Annotated in this window: 14 protein-coding genes; 4 read left to right on the top strand and 10 right to left on the bottom strand. The window is 43.4% G+C overall.

Annotated elements, in window-relative coordinates; translation table 11 throughout:
- Window positions 1-58 precede the first annotated feature (58 nt).
- The 3 genes from BLS28_RS29030 to BLS28_RS29020 form a co-directional block, all read right to left on the bottom strand.
- The gene (locus BLS28_RS29030) at window positions 59-418 is read right to left on the bottom strand and encodes an SRPBCC family protein (protein WP_223266118.1); all 360 of its coding nucleotides are present in this window, start codon (window positions 416-418) and stop codon (window positions 59-61) included.
- Window positions 419-625: 207 nt separating this feature from the next.
- The gene (locus tag BLS28_RS29025; RefSeq protein WP_091176024.1) at window positions 626-1,462 is read right to left on the bottom strand and encodes a sulfurtransferase; all 837 of its coding nucleotides are present in this window, start codon (window positions 1,460-1,462) and stop codon (window positions 626-628) included.
- 59 nt (window positions 1,463-1,521) lie between these two features.
- On the bottom strand, window positions 1,522-1,995 hold the full coding sequence (locus BLS28_RS29020; protein ID WP_091176022.1) for a ribonuclease H-like YkuK family protein: 474 nt from the start codon (window positions 1,993-1,995) through the stop codon (window positions 1,522-1,524).
- Between the two features lie 494 nt (window positions 1,996-2,489).
- On the opposite strand from BLS28_RS29020, the gene BLS28_RS29015 reads away from it, so the two are divergent.
- Window positions 2,490-2,993, top strand: coding sequence for a transposase (locus BLS28_RS29015; RefSeq protein ID WP_256337573.1), 504 nt, complete (start codon window positions 2,490-2,492; stop codon window positions 2,991-2,993).
- Window positions 2,994-3,166: 173 nt separating this feature from the next.
- Here BLS28_RS29015 and BLS28_RS29010 read toward each other — a convergent pair whose 3' ends face one another.
- The 3 genes from BLS28_RS29010 to BLS28_RS29000 form a co-directional block, all read right to left on the bottom strand.
- Entirely contained in the window at window positions 3,167-3,898 is a 732-nt protein-coding gene (locus tag BLS28_RS29010; protein ID WP_091176016.1) for a lysophospholipid acyltransferase family protein, read from the bottom strand.
- Window positions 3,899-3,937: 39 nt separating this feature from the next.
- Complete coding sequence (locus tag BLS28_RS29005; protein ID WP_091176014.1) at window positions 3,938-4,498, bottom strand: NUDIX domain-containing protein; 561 nt, start codon at window positions 4,496-4,498, stop codon at window positions 3,938-3,940.
- A 189-nt stretch (window positions 4,499-4,687) separates the two neighbouring features.
- Entirely contained in the window at window positions 4,688-4,924 is a 237-nt protein-coding gene (locus tag BLS28_RS29000; RefSeq protein ID WP_091176012.1) for a hypothetical protein, read from the bottom strand.
- Window positions 4,925-5,070: 146 nt separating this feature from the next.
- On the opposite strand from BLS28_RS29000, the gene BLS28_RS28995 reads away from it, so the two are divergent.
- On the top strand, window positions 5,071-6,948 hold the full coding sequence (locus tag BLS28_RS28995; protein WP_091176009.1) for a M1 family metallopeptidase: 1,878 nt from the start codon (window positions 5,071-5,073) through the stop codon (window positions 6,946-6,948).
- 219 nt (window positions 6,949-7,167) lie between these two features.
- Here BLS28_RS28995 and BLS28_RS28990 read toward each other — a convergent pair whose 3' ends face one another.
- Complete coding sequence (locus BLS28_RS28990; RefSeq protein WP_091176006.1) at window positions 7,168-7,602, bottom strand: pentapeptide repeat-containing protein; 435 nt, start codon at window positions 7,600-7,602, stop codon at window positions 7,168-7,170.
- 327 nt (window positions 7,603-7,929) lie between these two features.
- On the opposite strand from BLS28_RS28990, the gene BLS28_RS28980 reads away from it, so the two are divergent.
- Window positions 7,930-8,421 (top strand): DUF6265 family protein, encoded by a 492-nt coding sequence (locus tag BLS28_RS28980; RefSeq protein ID WP_091176002.1) that lies wholly within the window; start codon window positions 7,930-7,932, stop codon window positions 8,419-8,421.
- Window positions 8,422-8,440: 19 nt separating this feature from the next.
- Here BLS28_RS28980 and BLS28_RS28975 read toward each other — a convergent pair whose 3' ends face one another.
- Complete coding sequence (locus BLS28_RS28975) at window positions 8,441-9,229, bottom strand: helix-turn-helix domain-containing protein (protein WP_090533985.1); 789 nt, start codon at window positions 9,227-9,229, stop codon at window positions 8,441-8,443.
- A gap of 294 nt (window positions 9,230-9,523) precedes the next feature.
- On the opposite strand from BLS28_RS28975, the gene BLS28_RS28970 reads away from it, so the two are divergent.
- Window positions 9,524-10,525 carry a hypothetical protein gene (locus BLS28_RS28970; protein WP_091176000.1) on the top strand — a complete coding sequence of 334 codons (1,002 nt, stop codon included), beginning with the start codon at window positions 9,524-9,526 and terminating at the stop codon, window positions 10,523-10,525.
- 324 nt (window positions 10,526-10,849) lie between these two features.
- Here the strand turns inward: BLS28_RS28970 and BLS28_RS28965 are convergent, their stop codons facing one another.
- Window positions 10,850-13,063, bottom strand: coding sequence for an alpha-galactosidase (locus tag BLS28_RS28965; protein WP_256337572.1), 2,214 nt, complete (start codon window positions 13,061-13,063; stop codon window positions 10,850-10,852).
- Window positions 13,064-13,078: 15 nt separating this feature from the next.
- Window positions 13,079-16,417, bottom strand: a complete 3,339-nt coding sequence (locus BLS28_RS28960; RefSeq protein ID WP_091175996.1) for a DUF5107 domain-containing protein — start codon at window positions 16,415-16,417, stop codon at window positions 13,079-13,081.
- Window positions 16,418-16,419: the final 2 nt, after the last annotated feature.

The raw sequence follows: 16,419 nt of genomic DNA, 5'->3' as shown, positions 1-16,419 counted from the left end.
TGAAAGCTTACACCATGCTATACCACGGGTTACGCTGCGCTAAACCCGCGGCAGTTACTTATAATTTCCCAAACATCTCCTCAATCACCTTGGTACGATAATCAAATATCTGCTCCACCTTCCCTTTAACAAAAACAGTGTTTGCAAATCTTCCTATTGCGCCATAAGGAATAGCATAATGTAAAAGATCAGTCATGTGTACACCGCCATCTATTGCTTTAAAATGATGCTGATGATGCCATAATGCATAAGGGCCAAAACGCTGTTCATCAACAAAATATTTTTTTTCATCAACATGCGTGATCTCTGTCATCCAGTCCATTTTAATACCTAATAACGGCGAGATCTTATAAGTAATGATCATTCCGGGGTACATTTTCGTCTCAGCGGTATAATCAGATGTTACTACGAAGCTCATATCACTGGGTGTGATTTTAGCTAAATTTAATGGCGACGAAAAAAAATCCCAGGCTTGATCAAGGCTGATCGGAATGGATTGTTCTTTTTTTAAAACGTATGTTCTCACTATGGGATAAAAAATAGTTATAAGTTGAGTTTTGATTTAAAGCTGCTATGTTTCTGTGCGATCACGTCGTTCCTAACAGCAATCGCATTTTATTTTAATTTACCTTTCTTCCTTCCCTATCGGCAAATCCCTTCTTGACCATTCGCTCCATGAGCCCACGTAAAGCTTTGGGCCGCTGATGCCCGCGTAATCCATGCCCAGCAGGGTATGGCAGGCTGTAACACCCGATCCGCAGTGAACTATAACTTCGCTGTGCGCTACATCGCCAATTGCGGCATCGTAGGCCTTACGCAGCTCATCGGCGGGTAAATACTTACCGTCGGCACCGAGGTTGTTGATATAAGGCAGATTTAAAGCACCGGGGATATGGCCGGCTATCAAATCCAAAGGTTCTGTCTGGCCCAGGTAGCGTGGTGTTTCGCGTACGTCAATTACCAGTCGTGAGGGATCCTGTGCAGCTTCTCCAGCCTCCGCTATCTCAACAGTATTTGCATATTCGTGTGTCACCGGGTACGGATCAACGGCAACCGGGGCATAAACTTCAGTGCTCAATGCTATACTTGCATCTTTAGCAGCCTGTAAGCCGCCATTTACTACCTGTACGTTTTCATGACCAATTGCCCGCAGCATCCACCACAAACGCGATGCGCTAAACGCTCCCGACTTGTCGTCATAAACCACTACGTGGCTCTTAGGTGTGATGCCCCAGTTGCCCAGCAATACAGCAAACTCCTGTATATTAGGCAACGGATGCCTGCCGCCAAAGGCCGGGTCATCGGGTTTAGTGGTAAGGTGCTGATCAAGGTCGGCGTAGATGGCGTGGTTTAAATGGCCTGCCAGGTAACGCTGGTAAGAGTCCTGCCCTCCGCGGGCATCAATAAGAATAGTATCCTGTGCGGCTAAAGCCGGGTCGTTGATTTCAATAAGTGGCGACATAGGTATATCTGATATGTTTTAATATCAAATATAGATACACGCTTTGGGTTTCGGCAAATTTACTGCACTATTTTATTGGCGCAGTATGAGCTTGCAAAAGCCTCGGGCTTGGCCTTAAACACAAAACCCATGCTCAGGATGTAACCCATAGCCTCGTGCAGGGCCGCGTTACTTTTAAACATCGGGTTGGTGTTAATGTCGGCATGTACCTCAAGCTCCACATCATACAGGTCGAGCAAATCACAAAGCTTGTAAGCAATGTCGATAGACTTTTGCACTTCGCTCAGCATCCTTTCTTTAATGCTCATTTTTTGCGAAGTGCGTTCCTGGTGTATGAACATAAAAGCGCCGCGTTTTTCGCGCAGAAACACGATCACCGTCGCAAAATCCGTTATGGATCCTTTAACTTGTGAGTCGGTGCCGATACATACTTTAAGCTTGTTACCGAGGAGGGCTTCGCGTTCAATTGCCTTTTCAACCTCTTCCATAATGGGCGATTGGATTACTTCGCCGCTGAATTTTCTCCAGGTCATAAAAATTATTTTAGGTAAATTTTAGGCGACCTCTTTTATGGGTCTATAAAAATAAGCGATAACGTTTCATATTAACGTAAATAACATGTGATTTATTTGTTAACATTTAGCTGATTATTAACAGATTAATTGCATTTCGGATGTCGGATTTTGGATTTGGGAATCTTGGAGGATGAATTTCCCCTATTCATTTGTGTCCGCTTTTACTAGTCGAGTTTAGCGATAGCATAACTTCGTCCCAAAACAGGGCAAGCATTCTGCTTACGGAAGCGGAAAAGTAAATTGATAGTATAGTTAGGCTGAAAGCTTAAGACATTTTTCGTCCCCTCAGGGTCTCTCGCAGAGGACCCTGAGGTTGGCAATCATATTTAGATTCATAAATATATTTAACTATGGCTACCCGAACTTTACACAATGATCCCGGCGAGACCTGGTTTATAACTTTTACCTGTTATAATTGGATTCCTTTATTCGAAATCACACAATCGTATAAAATGCTATATGATTGGCTTCGATTTATAGCAGAGAATTACAAGGTGCAAACTCATGTTTTTGTATTGATGCTTAATCATGTTCATCTGATTATTAAAATGCCCGATACAGAAGTAGGGCTTAACAAAATAATTAGTAATGGCAAAAGATTTATGGCTTATGAACTTGTAAAAAAGCTAACAGCATCAGGCAAAATCGACCTTCTTAATCAACTTTCGGCGGCATGTACCGAAAAAGAAAAAAACAAAGGACAAAAGCATAAAGTTTTTGAACAGTCATTTGATGCCAAGCCCATATACTCTACGGCCTTTCTCTATCAAAAAATAGATTATATTCATCATAATCCGGTATCCGGAAAATGGTTATTATGCGATGATTTTATTAAATACCCACATAGCAGTGCAGCCTTTTATCATTCTGCAAAGCCTCATGAATTTTTAACCATAATAGATTATCGGGATTTTTGGACAGACATAAACCATGTGAGACCGGTGAGGCTACTTTAAACATAGCAGCTGGCATGGCGTAGATCATCAGGGTCCTCTGCGAGAGACCCTGATGGGACGGAAAACTTCGTCCAGGCGAGGGAAAAGAAACTGTTGGTGACAACACCAACAGCGGCATTCAATATCAATTAGGGTAAATAAAAAACCCGAAATCGAAACTCCGAATTCCGAAATCAGGACAGCGCAGCCTTGATCCTGTTCTCGGCTTCCAATACCAGGTCGCCAATCGGGGTTTTACCGGGCTCAATGGGTTCAAGTACCGTCCAGGTCATGGATATAAAAGTATTAAGCGGATAAAAGCCGTATTGTACAACTTTCCAGCTATTTTTTATGGCGATAGGCACCAGCAATGCCTCAGGGCATTTTTTCAGCAGCATGGCAACACCTCCCGGCTGAAAAGACCGTACTACGCCATCTTTGGAGCGGGTGCCTTCCGGAAAGATCACTGCCGACCAGTTATTGGCTTTCATCCGCTCACCTAAACTTGTCATTTCGGTCATGGACTGGCGGGAGTCTTTCCTGTCGATATTAGCACCGCCGCCGTGTTTCAAATTATAACTTATGGAGGGGATCCCTTTGGTAAGCTCTATTTTAGAAACAAACTTGGCGTGATACTTACGCAGGTAATAAATAAGCGGGGGGATATCGAGCAGGCTTTGATGATTGGCTACAAATATAATTGGCCTGCCCATCGGCAAATTTTGTTTATTGATGAAAGTCACCGTATCGCCAATGATATAAAAAGTGCGAAACAGGCATAAGTTCAGGATATCAACCGAACGTTTGTGCGCGGCATAGCCAAAAAAACGAAAGCAGATCCACTGGATGGGCTGAAAAATAACCAGGGCTAAAAAAAAGGCAATTATGGCAATAGGCGACAGGATATATCCTAATAACTTTTTCATCAGTAGGCGAAGTTATATTTTTTTCGGCAAAGCGGTAACTTACAAACGGTTTTCTGTTAGTAACAACTGTACTTTAAGCACTGCGGCAACAGTCATGGCATCAGTAATTTCGCCATTACAAACCATGCGGTACATTTCAGCAAAAGGCACTTTTTTGATAATCAACTGCTCGGTTTCTTCAGGCTCGGCTTCAAACTGTTCAAGACCGCGGGCCAGGTACAATATACTGAGTTCATCGCTTACCGAATTACTGAGGTGCAAGCGCTGGATCTCTGTCCACCGTGAAGCTTTCAAACCGGTTTCCTCCAGTAATTCACGTTTGGCTGACTCAAGCGGGTCTGTTCCCTCAGGACCGCCGCCTTCGGGCATTTCCCAGCTGTACAGGTTTAACGTGAAACGGTATTGGCCCACGAGGTAGGTATTTAGTTCTTCATCTAAAGGTAAAATACCTATGGCCAGGTTTTTATAGTGTACTCTGCCATAAATACCGGGATTACCAGCAGGGTTAATCACCTGGTATTCGGTAACGTTGATCCAGGGGTTATCGTAAATGTCTTTTTGAGATGTTATTTTCCAGGGATTATCTTCAGGATGATGCATGGCCTAAAAATAGACATCTTTTTATTAAAAAAATATCATTTCGACAGAGCAGCGCAGGTTGTGAGTAATGGCGCGAAACAGAAATCTTCTACATCAGGCTTTACAACTAAACCTGTAAAAGCCGGGCGCAGAAGATTTCTGCTCACTCATGACACACAAAACCCATCCCTGGTTTGTTCGATTTTTTATCTACTCCGTTACATACTCCAGTTTCACCTGCACGTTCAGGTCTTCATGCATCCGGGCAAACTGGCGCGGGTTGCGGGTAAAGTCAGGATCAGTGTCCATATAAATGTTGGTGATCTTAACCATTTCGGGGTGTTTATCAGTACCTATATTATAGGTAAGCCCCTCGCCGCTTTCTAAACTTTGTTTAAGCTCAAGGTATTGCTTACCGGTTACAATGATCATTTTTTCGGCAGTCATGGATACTATTTATATAAATGGATAAATTACTCAAACCGTGAGTTGATTTGCCCTGTAACATACCGGCGATACAAAATTATCGCTTACCGGGTTCTGTAACGGTTTATTATATTTACCTCAAATATAACTCATATATATCCGCATAAATGATCAGTATTAAAAAATTATTGCCTTTTGCTTTATTATTAAGCGGTACTGCAGCATTGGCGCAGCAAAGCCTACCCATAGCTGTAAACCTGCAAAAAACCTACACCAAAGGAACACGCACCACAACCGGAGCACCCGGCAAAAACTACTGGCAAAACACGGCCGACTATAAGATCAAAATAAATTTCGACCCCAAAACCCGCTTGTTGAGCGGAACAGTTGGTATTGATTATGTTAACAACAGTCCCGATACGTTAAAAAGGGTGCAATTTAAGCTCTATCCCAACTTGTATAAAAAAGGCGTGGCACGTCAAATGCAGGTTTCGGCAGGTGACCTTACCGATGGGGTGCAGATCAAAAGCCTTAGCATAGATAATAAAACACCCGACAGCGCTAAAACCCGCCGTATCAACGGCACAAACATGACGCAGCGTGTTCCCCCTATTGCTCCAAAGCAAAAAGTACATTTTGATATCAGCTATGCATATACATTAAACAAGGGCTCACATATCCGTACTGGTCAAGTTGATACCGGTGCATTCTTCATTGCCTATTTCTTCCCGCGCGTAGCAGTTTATGACGATATTGATGGATGGAACGATTATCCATACGTTGGCTCACAGGAATTTTATAACGATTTTTGCCATTTCAGCGCGGAGATCACCATACCCGGCGACTATAAAGTTTGGGCAACAGGCGATCTGAAAAACGCCGACGATGTTTACGACAGCAGGATCATTAAACGCATCGCCAATGCCGGCGCAAGTGATAAGGTAACGGATATCATTACCGAAGATGATATCAAATCGGGCAACATCACCAAAAATAATCCAACTAACACCTGGAAGTTTGAGGCCGATAGCGTTACCGATTTTGTTTTTGCTGCCAGCAACCATTATTTATGGAAAGCATCGAGCCTGGTGGTTGATCCGAAAACCGGCAGGCGTACCCGTGTTGATGCAGTGTTTAACGAAAAGCATAAAGACTATTATGCGGTAGTTGATTACGCCCGCAAAACGGTTGAGGTGATGAGCTACAAATTTCCGAAATGGCCGTATCCATACCAGCATGAAACCGTTTTTGATGGGTTAGACCAAATGGAGTACCCGATGATGGTGAATGATAATCCGCTGGAAGATAAGGCCGATGCCATTGAGCTTACCGATCATGAGATCTTCCATACCATGTTTCCGTTTTACATGGGTATTAACGAAACCAAATACGGTTGGATGGATGAAGGCTGGGCAACCATCGGCGAATGGCTGGTAAGTCCGGAGATTGATCCTTCCATAGTGGATCCATATGGTGTTGCCGCTGTTGAACAAAGCGCCGGCCACGAGGTTGATGTGCCGGTAATGACACTTACACCAATGCTCACAGGCCCTGCCGGTTTTACCGACAGCTATCCCAAACCAGGCCTGGGCTATTTATATGTAAAAGATATGCTTGGCGATGAACTGTTTACCAAAGCCCTGCATTACTATATTACACAATGGCATGGCAAACACCCTATGCCTTACGATTTTTTTAATTGTATGAACACCGGTTCGGGCGTAAACCTTAACTGGTTTTGGAAAGCCTGGTTTTTTGATAATGGCGTAACGGATCTGGCCATCAGCAAAGTGACTAACGCCGGGTTAAAATATGCTGCCACAATTACTAAAGTTGGCAGTAAGCCCATCCCCGTTAACCTAACCATTAGTTATACCGATGGTACTACCGAACTTATACACAAAAGTATTGCTGTTTGGTGTACCGGTAACAAAACAACCACAGTTAATTTCACTGCAAAAAAAGCGGTTAAAAAGATTGTACTTGGTACTACCTATGATCCAGACAGCAATAAAAAGGATAATGTGTGGGTAAGTGCTAAATAATTGAAAGCTAAAAGCGGAATGCACAAAGCCGAAAGCTAATAATGTGATAAACAAAAAAAGCGTCATTGCGAGGTACGAAGCAATCCCCAATAAGCAGAGCAGCTATGCAGATTTGCCCTGTAAAGTCGGCGATTGCTTCGTACCTCGCAATGGCGATCTTCTTACCGTCCCATCAGGGTCTCTCGCAGAGGACCCTGATGTATGCGCCATGCAGATTTACTATATCCCCTGCTTTTGATACGCCCTCAGCAGTTCATCCACATCAATCCCATTAATTTTCATACCGTTCAAATCGCAATCGGTAATATCAACACCACTTAAGTTGCAATCGGTTATTGTGCTGCCCTGCAGGTCGCAGTTCTCAAATTTAAGGGGGCGTTGTTTCGCAGCAGGATCATAAGCCGGATGACCTTCGGGCGGCATACCTATATCATGGATATAAGCTCCTCCAAGTTGGGCATATTTTATTTCCAGATCGCTTAGGTTGGCATCTTCAATTTTAAGCCCAGTTATACAAACATCCTTAAAGCTTGCATTGTTCATCATCATTTGCTCAAAGCTTGAACCATTAAGCAGAGCGCATTTAACATCAAGTACCTTTTGAGTTTCTTTTATAACAATGATTTCGGGGTTGTTATTTGCTGAGTTTTCCATGATTCATTATTGATTTATTCAAAGATGCTGAAAATGAACGCCAAAGCAAGGTTATACACACGACAAATGACGGGTGTATTTGCGACAAATGAATACTCACTATCTCGTTTAAAATTTAGGCTAAAGCCAGCTCGGTTCACTAAATACCCGTTGGTTAAAACCAACGGCAATGAATCAAAAACAGACATAAAATATCATTACAACTTCATTGCCGTCACTTTTAAGTGACGGAGAATTAAAATGAAGCTTCGGCTTTAGCCGAACCCGTCACTCAGGCTTTGGATTTCCTCCTTTCAATTTGTAACTTCAATTACTTATTTACCACTCATGACCCTGCTCCACCAATTCAAATTGCAGTTACTTATTGTATTATGCATTACTTCTGCTCATAGCATTTTTGGCCAGCAAAAAAACCAGCCTATCACGCATGCTAAATGGTTGATCGGCAGCTGGAAAAATCAATCGGCAAAAACAGTGGATATTGAAACATGGAAAAAGCTTAACGACAGCACCTTTATCGGCAGAAGCTATTCGTTGACTGGTGCAGATACGGTATCATCCGAACATATCCGTATGGAGCAACATAAAGGCCAGCTTTACTATATCCCAACGATAAAAAATCAAAACGATGGAAAAGCGGTAATTTTTACACTTACTTCATCAGATAATAACCATCTGGTATTTGAAAACCCGGAACATGATTTCCCGCAAAAAATAACCTATACCCAAATCACTAACGACTCGTTGGTGGCCGAAATATCGGGGACAAAGAAAGGCAGACAAAAGGCAATACAATTCCCGATGAAAAGGGTCAAATAAGAGAGGAGCAGCTTTATATCTATTGCAAAAATTCGGCTATATCACGACCATAAAATTCTTTGAACAGTTTCCGGAAATAGGCCGGTGTTTCAAACCCTGCTATATAAGATATTTCGGCCACGGTGCGGTATTTACCACTATTGATTGCCTCCATCGACATCAGTAAACGGATTCGCCGGATATAATTATTGGGAGTAATACCCGTGGTGTTTTTTATGCGCCGGTGCAGTTGCCTTTCACTTAAACCCATTTCGTTACTTAACAATACAATGATCAAATCAACTTTTCCAATATATTTTCTTACCAGCGTTTCAAGCTCATAAAGCCAAAGCTGATCGGCAATAGAAAGTTCACTGATTGGCTTTAGATTATGTGTACTTAACTCCGCCCCTCTTTCAATTTCGTTATTTTTTACCGATACGAGTGATACTTTGCTAAATTCTTCCAGTTTCTTTTTGTCGGTAATATTCCTGGCAATAGCAAAAACCAGCTGCTGTTTTTGTACTGGCATCGAGATCCATGAAAGCCATACTATTTCTCCGCTTTTGGTTACATACCTGTTTTCAAAATTATACAGCGGATTGTTTTTCTTTATACTCTCACGTTTACTGGCGGTGATACTTCTGTCTTCGGGATAAACAAATGAATCGATAGGCCTTGCAAACAGTTCGCTTTCGGTATAACCTAAAGTTTTTGAAACAGCCGGGTTAATTTTTTTAAAGTAACCATCAAACCCGGCAACACATAACCAATCGGGCGACAAGCGAAAGAAGTATTCCAGATCAAAAATCTCATTGAAGTTTTCCATATAAATTTCAGTTCCCCTTGTACGGGAACGCAACACATTTGGTAATTAAAAGCAATATAGCCACAGGTTGTGAAAAGGCAAATTCAAAAGAAACCATTTTTTATGATACCCATAAATATTTAACATAAACTGGCAGGATTCTTTAGCAAAATGTCAGTAATGTTAACTTTTCCAAACCGGATTTCACATGTTTAAAGCGAAACAGCCGCTATATCCCATTATGCAAAACCTTTGTTATTCATAAACCGGTAGCAATAGTACAACTGAGTGTTTTTTCATATTATTACGGGTAATATGAAAACCCTATACCAAAACACAATTAAACTCATCCCCTTTACTTTACTGGCCTTATCATTACAAAGCTGCATCAAACAGCCGGGAGCATGGCGAAACGACCAGATTCCCGGCGGTAAACGCGACGATTTCCACAAACTTAACGAACAACTGCTCCATGATCTCCGCACCGGCAACAGTGATGATATCAGCAATATGGAATCGCGGGAAATGCTGGACGACAAGTCAAATCTCAGACAAATAGAGTTGGTAGGCAACGCCGTTAAAACTGCCGACTATGATATTTACGACGAATATTACATTGTAAATAAGCACCGCAGTACAGATACAATAGGCAATGCGTCGGCAGGCATCAACAGCTATAAAATGATCTATAATGGTATTACCCATGAAATGTACATGGCGCTTTTTTTGCCAAAGGATAAAAACCTGCCAAACCAGGAAATGATTACCGCCCTGTATGCCAAATACGATTATGGCTGGAAACTAACCTCGGTAAATGTAAATACTTATAAAATTAACGGTAAAACAGCCCCCGAGCTTTATGAGCTGGGAAAAAAGAAATACAATAAACAGCATTTTGCCGATGCCCGTTTAACCCTTGAACTTGCTTTACAATGTACCGCCCCTAACGACTACTGGCATTACGAACACGATACCGATGCAGGCAAATTATTCCAGGATGCTGCCGAGGCAACAGTAAAACAATACCGTTTCCCGGTAGTAATTGATGGCGTTGCAGGCGAACCGCGGGTATTCCGGATTGGCAATCAAAAAAACAGCCATGGCTGGTTCCCGGTAATTTATTATACAACCAAAGTAAACATTGCCGATACCAACGCAGTAAAAAGCGAGAATGTGCAGATCGGGAAAGTTATTGACAAACTACTACCGGGTATTACTGAGGATAAGGATTATATTTTCTACTCTGCCTGCAGCAAACTACCGCTGGGTGCCGCAACACGTGTTGAACATTTTGATATGACAGATAAGCTGCGGTAATAATACAAAAGCGTCATTGCGAGGAACGAAGCAATCTCAAACTATGCAGGGCCGACCTGCTAATCGGGGATTGCTTCGTTCCTCGCAATGACGCTTCTTTTAACTAATAACATTACTGGTCGAAGTTACGCTACCGCTAAACTTCGACCTAAAACAATGGAAGCATCCTGCTTCCGAAACTGCGACTATTAATTACTTATTAAGTTAAGCTGAAAGCTTAACCCATTTTAGGTCGAAGTTACGCTACCGCTAACCTTCAACCAGTTCATAAAACGAGAAAGGGAACGACAAGCCGTTCCCTTTCTCGTTTTTATAAGTATCTTATCAAATCGCTTCCAACTGCAGCACCACACTGGTGTGATAAGCGTTGTTTCCGGGATTAATACCCACATTCATCAGGAAATCACCGGTAAAAGTTAAATCCTCTTTGCCTAAAACCGAACCCGCGCCCGGATAAAGGTTAATCTCTTTTACACGGTATTTTTTATTAGGGTCGAGGCCTTTCAGGCGTACAGGTACTTTGCTGCCTGATCCGTAACGGTTATTCACCAAATAGTTGAACATTACTGCCTTTGATTTATCGTCGCTTACATACATGATAGATGCCGCGTCGTTATCCCATGGCGAAGCTAAGCGGTACTGGTCGCCGTGCCAGATCACATCTTTTAATGCATCATAGTTTTTCAACGCCGACTGACAGAAACTCAGCTCGCTTTCACTTAATTTGCCTATCACAATATCAAAACCCATTTTACCCATCATGGCCACATCCACACGGAATTTGATGGGTTGTTTGCCCCAATCGGTAACGTGGTTTGAGCTGGTGATAGCCGGATAGAAGAATGAATACTCCCACTGGATAAATACACGCTCCAGCGGATCGGTGTTATCGCTTGGCCAAAACTCTGTAAAGTATTGCAGTGCACCATAGTCAACCCTGCCGCCGCCGCCCGAGCAAAGCATCAGAGGCACTTTAGGATATTTGGCACGAACGCGTTTCAATACATTGTATAAACCATTCACATAATCAACATAAATGTGCGACTGGTCTTTTTTCAAATAAGCTGAATAAGCGTTATAAATAACCGCATTACAATCCCATTTGATATAAGCCAGGTCGGGATTTTTGGCGAACAGGTTATCAACCACGCCAAATACAAAATCCTGTACTTTAGGGTTGGCCAGATCAAGCACCAACTGGTTCCTGAAATACTTTTCAGGACGGTTCGGCTGTTTAATTACCCAATCGGGATGGGCTTTGTAAAGGTCGCTGGCAGGGTTAACCATTTCCGGTTCAATCCAGATGCCGAATTTTACGCCATTGGCCTGCGCTTCTTTTACCAACGAACTGATGCCATTTGGAAGCTTTTGCTTGTTTTCCTGCCAATCGCCCAAACCTGCATTATCGCCGTTACGCGGGTGGCTGTTGCCAAACCAACCGTCATCCAACAAAAACAGGTCGACACCCAGCTTTTTTGTATCTTTTAACAAGCCTGCAAGCTTGCTCTCATTAAAGTCAAAGTAAGTCGACTCCCAGTTGTTCAACAATGTCAGCCTTGAACCATTACCATCAACAATTTTGTATTGGCGTGCCCAGCTTTGCAGCTTACGGCTGGCATCACCCTTACCGTGGTCGGAGTAAGTGTAAAGGAAAGCTGGCGTAGTAAATTCAACACCTGGTTTCAAATGATACTCGGAAGCAGCATTGTTAATACCTGCAATAATTTTCAGGTTATTGGCCACATCCAGTTCAAAATCAATCCTGAAATTTCCCGACCATTCCATAGCCCCGTAAAGCACTTTGCCTTCGTCTTCGGTAGCAGGTTTATCCATTGAGATGGCGAACATCGAATGTTCATACAGGTTGGCACGGGTACCCAGTTTGCTGTCGATTGTTTTAATACCGTGGGTTAAACGGGCTTCTTCGGGCTGCATTTCCATAGCCCAGTTGCCGTGGTATTGCTTCAGCCAGAAACCGCCGGTAGTATTACCCTTCAGGTTTAAATTGGCCGACGCATATTTATCAAGCGTTACTATCCCCTTTTCGTTATGTTTTATCACCGACCATTGCTCAGTTACATCTTCTTTAAAATAGGTTTTGTAGTACAGCTTTACCTCAAAATCATAAACAGGATCTTTCATGGTTACTACCAGTAATGAAATATCATCATCAACCTTGCTTACCGCATGGCTTACGTAGGTTAGGTTTAATGATTTATTACCATCCGCATGAGTAACTGTAATAGCCGGCTCACCAAGACTGGCTGAGCCTGATGGTGTGTAAGCATCGTTTTGTACGCCCGAATCATCGGCTTGTTTGTACATTTTTGAGATGCCTGCATACTCGGCTGTATTGGCAAGCTTTGCCCCCAGGTATACCATGTTCAGGTGCTTTTCGGCATCGGTTTGTAATACAATAGCGTTGTGCTGTGTTTCAACAGGAATGATTACTTGCTGCGCTGCTGCCCTGCCGGCAAACAGCATTGAGCCTGCGAAAAGCAGGCCCAGTGGTAAAGTTTTTGTTTGAGTAGTTCTCACGTGTGATTTTTGGGTTTAACCGGCTGCTTCGGTAATTTGGTTTATCATGTTTTGATGTATCCTCGCCCCAAAATGCCCGGCATCCAGTTTCAGAACCTCGGTAAAGGCCTTTTGTGCCTGCTCAAAATCACGTAAACCGAGGTATCCCAGTCCCTGTAAAAAATAGCAGTGCACGCGGTTCCTTACCTGCAGATCATCTTCAAAAATGAGCAAATTTGGCAGCGAGACGGCAAAGTAATCAATTTTTACGTTATCATCCATGTGCCCGATACCATAATTAAGCAGTTTTTTGAAGATTCGTTCGGCCGATGTACTGTCACCCAGACATTTTTTTGCCAAACCCTGATAAAAGATCTTATCCGGCTGCTGATCGTTATAAAAAACAGCCGCTGTCGGATCTTCCAAACCTATGGCTGCCTGCTCAAAATAGGCCTTTGCCTGTTCCGTTTGCTGCAGGCCTTCATGGGCCTGGCCCAGCCAGTAAAAGATGTCATTTTCCTGTGTGCCGAATAGTTTGCCCTCGCCTAAATTATGTGGGTAGGTTTGTGCCTGGGTCAGCTGTTCAACAGCTTTTTGATATTTACCATCGCGGATGTTTTGCTTGGCCATTTCAACCAAAGCTGCAACATACTGGCCGGATGCTTTGCCTTCGCCGCCCTCCCATGGGTGGAATGTTCTTTGCATCACCTGTTCAAACGCGGTTTGGTGCTCGCCTAAAAAGTTATACAGCGTTGCACGCTCTAAATAAACATCATCACGAAGTTTGGCAGTCTCCAGGTTAGCTTCAACAAATTTCAGTCGTGCTTCTGTAGAATAGTTCAGCTTTTTGTAAAGCTGGTCGAGTTCCATCAGTACACGGGCATCGGCGGGATCCAACGCAAAGGCTTTTTCAAAACAAATTAAAGCTTTTGCCGGGTCATTACGTTTATTATAATAGGCTATACCCAGATTCCTGAATACGGTTGGGAACGTATCGTCCAGTTTTGCTGATGTTTCCCAGGCCGCGATGGCATCATCATATTGCAGTTTATCATAAAACAGGTTACCTAAATAATAAGGTGCTTTGGCATCGGTGGGCACAAGCTCAGCGGCCAGTTTCAGTATGCTGATCTCTTCCAGCCTATCGGGGAAGCACAGGTACGAATCGGCAGCTGAGGCCTGTTTAAAACATGCAGAAGCCTGTTCATTATTGCCAAACCTGTACGCAAAGTAGCCCAGGTAATAATACACCATCGGACTGGTAGCATCACCGTTCACCGCATAATTCAACAAATCTGCAGCTTCCTGGTACAGGCCGGCATTGGCGTAATCAAGTGCGTATTCAATGTAATTTTGGTAATAACCGCGCGATAGTTTAATGAGTTCATTAAGGGTGGCAGTGCCTTTTTCTTCATCACCAAAAGCTTTGTAAGCATAAACCAGCTCAAACAGAGCGCCCAGGTTAAACGCATCCCTTTTTATTGCCGCTGTAGCTACCTCGACAGCATCTTCAAAACGCCCGAGCTTACGGAAAGCCGCCGAGCGCAAAACATAGGCTTTACTGTTATTGGCATTTCTATCTAATGACGACAGCGAGTGATCAAGCGCCAGTTCGTAATCGCCGTTTTCCAGGTCGATCTGTGCTACCGAAAAATAGCCGCTATCTTTCCAGGCATTGCTCCAGGTAGCTTTATAAAACGCTTTGTACGCATCCTCTTTTTTGCCGAGGAATTTCAACGCCAAACCTAAATTGTAATAACACTCGCTATCGTAAGGATTAGGGTTACGCTGGGTGATGGTTTCAACCGCCTTGCGGAAATAAGGCTCGCTTTTAGCAAACTGTCCGCGACGCAAATACCATAAACCTAAAGCATTATTATTGCGGATATCTTTTGGATCACGGCGTAAAGCTTCCTCATAATAAGGCACCGGGCTATAAGTAGCATGGCGGTACTGCTCCAGGTGCTGGCCCGTTAAAAACAACTGCTCGTTATTTTCTACATCGGCAGGCAGCAGGGCCGGACTGGCAGCTTCAGGGATATTGTTAAGCTTATTGCTTGCCGCATCATATTTAATGAGTTCTTTGCCCGCTGCCGAATGTACGGTAAGCAGCAAAAGGTTCTCGTTAATATCCTTAACGGCTATCTCGCGGGTATAAACTTGTTCTGGTACAATGCAAACTTTTTCGCTCAATAATACTTTGCCATCATGCTGCAGTTTGATGTTCAGGTTGTTTTGCTCGCCGGTTACGTAAACTTTCAATAGTAGTTTGCCCTCTTTATAATCAAGTGCCAGCAGGATATCTTTGGTAGCATTTTTTACTACGCCAAGCTCGCGGTATGGCATAAAGTATTGGGTAAAATGTTTTTCCTCGTGCGGCATCAACCAGGTAAAATCGGGTTGGTTATCGGTAAACATACCTGTCATGAGCTCAATGTACGGGCCATCCTCGTCGGTTAGGTTCCTGTCCCAGGCCAGGCCGAAATCGCTGTGGCCCCAGGTCCACTGTTTTTTGCCAGGCGATACATGATGATTGGCTACGTGCAGCAAACCAGCCTGACTGTCATGCTCATATCCGCCCACAAAATCGTAATTGGAGTTGATAGCCATGTACGACGTTGGCACCGGGATATTTTTATACCTTGAGATATCTGTACCCGGCGAATAATCAACTTTATAGTAAGTACCCGTAGCTATCGGGAATGTTGATACGTCGCGCTTACCATGGTCAAACACCGCGTTCAGATCCGGCGGAAAAACCGACTGGTAATCGTCATTAACTTTCACCGCCGGGTTTGCCCACCATAAAAAAGTTTGCGGCAGGGCCGAGCGGTTATAGAGCTTCGCTTTTATTTCGATGTAAGCCTTATCCGGGTGCAGCGTAAAACCGGCCATACCTTTGGTATGGAACATGCGCTCCACTTCATTAACCCAAACGGTTTTGCTGCCATCGGCATTTTCTTCAATTTTATAATCAACCGGTTCAAAAGTGCTTGGGCGATGGTGCTGTGGCCAGTTAAATTCAATACCGCCCGAAATCCAGGGGCCGGTTAACCCTACCAGTGCCGGCTTAATCACCTGGTTATAATAAATGAAATGACGGCCCCTGATTTTGTCATAAGCCATCTGGATACGGCCGCCAAGCTCGGGCAGGATGAGTACTTTGAGGTATTTATTTTCGAGGTAAAGGCCTGCGTATTCTTTATCTTCTTTTTCGTCGTAAATTTTTTCGATAACCGGGTTAGGGTACACCTTGCCGCTGCTACCCTGGTAAACGCGCTTTTCAAAAAACATGGGGTTTTTATCGGGCTTCCCTATACCGTAGGTTGGGATAACTACCTTCTCTTCCCAAACATTTACATACAAATTATTCATGT

Origin of the sequence: Mucilaginibacter gossypii (assembly GCF_900100945.1) — a bacterium.
Lineage (GTDB): Bacteria > Bacteroidota > Bacteroidia > Sphingobacteriales > Sphingobacteriaceae > Mucilaginibacter > Mucilaginibacter gossypii.
Note: the sequence above shows the minus strand (reverse complement) of the source record. Positions and strands in the feature narration are given on the sequence as shown.

Bases quoted from the DNA above. Each gene is read 5' to 3' on its own strand.
- BLS28_RS29030 (WP_223266118.1), bottom strand. From the start codon at position 418: ATGAGCTTCGTAGTAACATCTGATTATACCGCTGAGACGAAAATGTAC.
- BLS28_RS29025 (WP_091176024.1), bottom strand. From the start codon at position 1,462: ATGTCGCCACTTATTGAAATCAACGACCCGGCTTTAGCCGCACAGGAT.
- BLS28_RS29020 (WP_091176022.1), bottom strand. From the start codon at position 1,995: ATGACCTGGAGAAAATTCAGCGGCGAAGTAATCCAATCGCCCATTATG.
- BLS28_RS29015 (WP_256337573.1), top strand. From the start codon at position 2,490: ATGCTATATGATTGGCTTCGATTTATAGCAGAGAATTACAAGGTGCAA.
- BLS28_RS29010 (WP_091176016.1), bottom strand. From the start codon at position 3,898: ATGAAAAAGTTATTAGGATATATCCTGTCGCCTATTGCCATAATTGCC.
- BLS28_RS29005 (WP_091176014.1), bottom strand. From the start codon at position 4,498: ATGCATCATCCTGAAGATAATCCCTGGAAAATAACATCTCAAAAAGAC.
- BLS28_RS29000 (WP_091176012.1), bottom strand. From the start codon at position 4,924: ATGACTGCCGAAAAAATGATCATTGTAACCGGTAAGCAATACCTTGAG.
- BLS28_RS28995 (WP_091176009.1), top strand. From the start codon at position 5,071: ATGATCAGTATTAAAAAATTATTGCCTTTTGCTTTATTATTAAGCGGT.
- BLS28_RS28990 (WP_091176006.1), bottom strand. From the start codon at position 7,602: ATGGAAAACTCAGCAAATAACAACCCCGAAATCATTGTTATAAAAGAA.
- BLS28_RS28980 (WP_091176002.1), top strand. From the start codon at position 7,930: ATGACCCTGCTCCACCAATTCAAATTGCAGTTACTTATTGTATTATGC.
- BLS28_RS28975 (WP_090533985.1), bottom strand. From the start codon at position 9,229: ATGGAAAACTTCAATGAGATTTTTGATCTGGAATACTTCTTTCGCTTG.
- BLS28_RS28970 (WP_091176000.1), top strand. From the start codon at position 9,524: ATGAAAACCCTATACCAAAACACAATTAAACTCATCCCCTTTACTTTA.
- BLS28_RS28960 (WP_091175996.1), bottom strand. From the start codon at position 16,417: ATGAATAATTTGTATGTAAATGTTTGGGAAGAGAAGGTAGTTATCCCA.